Annotated in this window: 4 protein-coding genes; 1 reads left to right on the forward strand and 3 read right to left on the reverse strand. The window is 67.3% G+C overall.

All coding sequences use genetic code 11. The features are described from left to right. On the forward strand, positions 1-1751 hold a 1751-nt coding region (locus ELR45_RS03090), incomplete at its 5' end, for a transglutaminase TgpA family protein (protein ID WP_165367427.1). Between the two features lie 404 nt (positions 1752-2155). Here ELR45_RS03090 and ELR45_RS03095 read toward each other — a convergent pair. The 3 genes from ELR45_RS03095 to mgrA form a co-directional block, all read right to left on the reverse strand. Beyond that, positions 2156-2608, reverse strand: a complete 453-nt coding sequence (locus tag ELR45_RS03095; protein WP_129663284.1) for a DUF3040 domain-containing protein — start codon at positions 2606-2608, stop codon at positions 2156-2158. Positions 2609-2809: 201 nt separating this feature from the next. Continuing rightward, on the reverse strand, positions 2810-3556 hold the full coding sequence (locus tag ELR45_RS03100) for a methyltransferase domain-containing protein (RefSeq protein WP_129663286.1): 747 nt from the start codon (positions 3554-3556) through the stop codon (positions 2810-2812). A gap of 239 nt (positions 3557-3795) precedes the next feature. Then, the gene (mgrA, locus tag ELR45_RS03105; RefSeq protein ID WP_129663288.1) at positions 3796-4857 is read right to left on the reverse strand and encodes an L-glyceraldehyde 3-phosphate reductase; all 1062 of its coding nucleotides are present in this window, start codon (positions 4855-4857) and stop codon (positions 3796-3798) included. Positions 4858-5033 lie beyond the last annotated feature (176 nt).

Below are 5033 nucleotides of genomic sequence, written 5' to 3' on the forward strand. Positions count from 1 at the left end.
CCGGCAGGTCCGGGGTCGCCGACATCCCCGGCGTCGACGCATTGGCCCGCAACGGCAGACGAGTCGGCGCGTTCGCACTGATCGCAGCGGTCACAGTGCCGGCCATGGTGCCGGCGCTCACCGACGGCTTCGTCGAAGGCCGTGGCGGAGGCGGCGGCGGAGGCGACGGCCGGACCATCCGCACCGACAACCCGATCCTCGACCTGCAGCGCAATCTCAACCGCCCGGACAACGTCGACGTGCTGCGATACTCCGCCTCGGACGACGCACCGCACTACATCCGGACCGTGACACTCGACTCGTTCGATGGCGACGTCTGGCAGACCTCGGATCGGCCGGTGCCGGAGTCACAACGGGTCAACGACGGTCTTCCCGACCCGCCCGGCATGGATCTCGACGACCCACTGCAGGTGGATTTCGAGTTCGAGATCACCGACAACTACAGCTCCCGCTGGCTGCCCCTCGCCTACCCCGCGCAGCAGATCGAGATCGAGGGTGACTGGCGGTACGACGACGACACACTCGACGTGGTCTCCACCGACGACGACGTCCTGGGCACCGAGTACACCGCTGCCAGCCTCGTCATCTCAACCGAAGCGGACACCCTGCGCGAGGCAGGCGACCACGACTCCGACGTCTCGGATGCGACCGAGCTGCCCGGTGACCTGCCCGACCTTGTCACCGACCTGGCCGAGCAGGTCACCAGCGATGCGGAGACCGACTTCGGCAGGGCGGCCGCGCTGCAGGAGTGGTTCCGCGGCCCGGAGTTCACCTATGACATCACGGCGCAGCCGGGTACTTCCGCCGGAGCCGTGGCAGACTTCCTCAACGACCGGACGGGTTACTGCGAGCAGTTCGCCGCCACGATGGCGATCATGGCTCGCCATCTCGACATCCCCGCACGGGTGGCGGTCGGGTTCACTCCGGGCACGTACGAGGGCGAGAACACGTGGCTGGTCCGCGCACACGACGCGCATGCCTGGCCTGAGCTCTACTTCGAAGGGGTCGGCTGGGTCAGGTTCGAGCCCACACCGGCCGGACGGACCGGAAGCGCGCCGTCGTGGACGGTCCAGCCGACCGAGAGCACTCCGGTCGACAATGCCCCCTCCCCGGACTCCACCAGTACCGTCGCTCCCGACCAAGACGCTGGGAGGCAGGTGGACGATGACACCTTCGACGGCGGTGCCGGCCCCACGTCGGGTACCCCCACGCGGTGGCCCTGGGTGGTCGTCGCCGTCGCTGCCGGCGTCGCGGCGCTCGCGTGGATTCCTTCCGGATTGGCGCGGCTGCGCCGCTCGCGGCGGTGGCATCGCGCCGGCGATACCTCGACCGCGGTAGCGGCGGCTGCGTGGACAGACTTCAGCGAGACGGTCCGCGATGCCGGGCTGGCCTGGGATGAGGCGGCCACTCCCCGTTCTGCCGGCCGTTCGGTCATCGCCGGTGCCGGCTTGTGGGGAGAAGGCAAGGAACTGGTCGAGCACCTGATCGCCGTCACCGAGCGTGCCCGTTATGCCCGGACGAGCGAGCCGGCGCCGGAACTGCGTGCGGACACGGCGATGCTCTGCCGGATCATCATGCGCTCGCGGCCCATGCGGCGACGTGCACGAGCGTTCCTCTGGCCGACATCACTACGCGATGCGTGGGATTCGTTCACCCGGAAGGCGTCGAACGGCCTCGACCGGTTGGACTCGGCGGGAGCACGGACTCGTGCGTTCTTCGACCGCACAGCACGGTCCACGCTACGCCGCTAGCTCCCTGTCCATTCCCGTCGCCTTGTGGCCCCGTCGTATACGGATGACGGGGCACAAGCCGGCGGTGGTCGACAGTACAGCGCTGGATCAATACTCACCGAAGCAGACGGCTGCGGTCTCGGATGACACGTTTCGTCTCCGATCGCACAATCTGTGTCGCCAACAGCGTGATTCGGAGCCCAACGCGACACAGAACGTGTCATCCGCCACGGGATGTGTCATCGACGGCGCTTCGACGCGGCCCGCCCAAGGTTAGATTGCGGGCCTCTCGCCCAGGCGTTCAGATCGACGACCTAGGCCATCATTTGTGCTCCCGCCGACCACTACGGACGCGTGATACGACCAGCCCGAGGCGAGGTCATCTGCCGGCCAGCGTTCGGTCGAACGATGTTCAGGTGGAACAGTCAGTTGCCGAAACCGCGCTCACGTCGGTTGCGCCAACGTTCCTCCATCCGCTGCATGAAGGAACCATGGCTCTGGCCCTTCGGCCCCTTTGACCGTCCCGCACGCCGCTGACGACGCGGCGATCCGGGACTGATGTTGGGAACCTCAGAGTCATCCGACGCCTCCGGCGCCCGGCGCCAAGATGTGACTCCAAGCCATGCTGAACCGAGCATGACCACGAAGCCGGCGACCGGTAGGACGAGCATTTGGTTGCCGCTTGTGCTCACCGTCAGCGCGCCCGCCATCAACAGCACAACGCCCAGGACGAATAAGATCCCAGCCCACACGGTCCGACGCACATAGCGCCGTCGTATGTCTGCACCGCGCATCGCGGTAGCGAACTTCGGATCCTCGGCCTGGAGCGCCTGCTCCATCTGCTCGAGCAGCCGCTGCTCATGATCGGAGAGAGGCACCGTTTTCCCTCCAACGAACGCGGACTATCAGGGGCCTTTCCTGCTGTACCCTCCAGCATATGCGTCTCGGGCGCTCGGGAAAAGCCGGGGTCAGAGAGAGACTGAGAAGAGTCCACGAAAATCGGGACCATTGGCACACTCTGGACTGCGGCAACGGCCCGATCCCACGCCCGAGGTCCAGTCTGGACATCAGTTCCGCCGTCATCGGCGGGAGGCGATCACGTGCAGCACGGCGGCCAGGGCCCGCATCTCCGGTACCGCTTCGGCTGCTGCTTCGAGAGCCGCCAGCGCCCTCACGTCGGCGGGTTCGTCCACCAGCGGCCCGGGTACCAGATCCGTGAAGATCCGGACGCCGTGGACCTCCTCGACCTCAAACCCGGCATCCGCCAGCACTGACCTCAGTTCCGGCTCCCGGAACCTCCTCGGAAGCGGATCCGATGCCCCCCACCGCCCGTCGGGGTCCTCCAGCAGCCTGCGGGCCTCGAGGAGATGCCCCGCGACGGCCTTGCCCATCACCGCCGCGTTGCGCTGAGCAGTTACAATGCTGACCAGGGCGTCCGCCCGCAGACATGAGGCGATCCCGTTCAGTGCCGAGGACGGCTCGTCCACCACCTCGAGAACTCCGTGGCACAACACAAGGTCGGCCGACTCTTTCCCCACCAGCGAGCCCAGGCCGGCGGCGTCGCCCTGTACGGCGCTGATCATGTCGGTGACGCCCGCTTCGCTGGCCCGTTGCCGCAACGTGGCGAGCGCGTTCGGACTCGGGTCCACCACCGTCACCCGGTGACCGTCGGCGGCCAGCGGTACCGCGAAGATACCGCTGCCACCGCCCACGTCGATGACGTCGAGCCCGGTTTTGCCCAGGGCCGCAGTGCGACCGGCCAGGATGCTGCCGACCTGGTCCCACACCGCCGAGCCGCGCACCCCTCGGTGCGAATGGTCCGTCATGTCGTCACCGTTACCCATCGACCTGAAGCCCTTCACGTCCGCTCCGGGCTTGCCCTCCACTGCCACACCCGACTAGGTCGCGTGGAATGGGAGCCGCCTGACTCACGTGGCCCCGCATCCCGGCGGATGCCCCGCTCGCTTCACCAGCGCCCCATTTCCCGCGCGACCTCTGCCTCCACCCTATGTGCGGAACCACCCTACGAGCGGCGGTTTCGCGGCTGTGGCACCGCCGCCGCGGATCAGCTCTTGCTCGATTTCGCCCACAGGTTCAAGCCGGCATCGACAGCGTACTGGTCGATGGTGGCCAGTTCGTCGTCGGTCAGAGCCGGCCGGTCCAGAATGCCCACGTTGTCCAGAAGCTGATCGACCGTACGTGCGCCGATCAGCACCGACGTGACCCGGCTGTCTCGCAGCACCCAGCTCAGCGCCAGCTGCGCCAGGGACTGCCCACGCCCCGCCGCGATCTCGTTCAGCGATCGCAGCCGGGCCAGCGCGTCGTCCGTGATCAATGACGGGTCGAACGAGCCCGGCCGCGCCGCGCGAGCATCGCTCGGTATTCCGTCGAGGTACTTGCCGGTCAGCAGTCCCTGAGCAAGCGGCGAGAACGCGATCACCCCGATGCCGTGCTCCCCCACCGCGTCGAGCAGATCGTCCTCGATCCAGCGGTTGAACATCGAGTACGACGGCTGATGGATCGCGATCGGCGTGCCCAGGTCGGCCATGATCCGCACTGCCTCCCGGGTCCTCTCGGCCGAGTACGACGAGATGCCGGCGTACAGTGCCCGGCCCGAACGCACGGCTGTGTCGAGCGCGCCCATCGTCTCTTCCAACGGTGTGTCCGGGTCGAAGCGGTGCGAGTAGAAGATGTCCACGTAGTCCAGGCCCATGCGCTCGAGCGACGCGTCGAGGCTGGCGAGCAGATACTTGCGCGAGCCCCACTCGCCGTACGGCCCCGGCCACATGTCGTAGCCGGCCTTCGTGGAGATGATGAGCTCGTCCCGGTATGGCTTCAGGTCCTCCGCGAATATCCGCCCGAAGTTCTTTTCCGCCGACCCCGGGGGCGGTCCATAGTTGTTGGCGAGATCGATGTGCGTGATTCCGTGGTCGAACGCCGTCCTGATAATCTCGCGCTGCATCGCCAGCGGCGTCTCGTCGCCGAAGTTCTGCCACAGTCCAAGCGAGACCGCCGGAAGCTGCAAGCCGGTCCTGCCGCTACGGCGGTACTCCATCGTGTCGTACCGGGAGTCATCGGCGCGGTGCGGTGCGTTGACGTGAAGGTCTTTTGGTGGTCGCTGTGCCATAGGTGCGAACCTATCGTCTATGGCGAAACGTCGTTCATCCCACCGCCGCGGCCCGTCGCATGATGCAGCGTCCTCTCCCGGTTCGACGAGCCCGTCGCAGGGCCGCGCCGAGCCCTCCCGGCGCGGACGGAACCGGGTCGCCCCGTCGGCGGGATCGTTCGATGTCGACGCCGGTA

Source organism: Phytoactinopolyspora endophytica (assembly GCF_004138495.1).
Lineage (GTDB): Bacteria > Actinomycetota > Actinomycetes > Jiangellales > Jiangellaceae > Phytoactinopolyspora > Phytoactinopolyspora endophytica.

Excerpts from the sequence above, each read along its gene's own strand:
- ELR45_RS03100 (WP_129663286.1), bottom strand. The coding sequence starts at position 3,556 with ATGACGGACCATTCGCACCGAGGGGTGCGCGGCTCGGCGGTGTGGGAC.
- mgrA (WP_129663288.1), bottom strand. The coding sequence starts at position 4,857 with ATGGCACAGCGACCACCAAAAGACCTTCACGTCAACGCACCGCACCGC.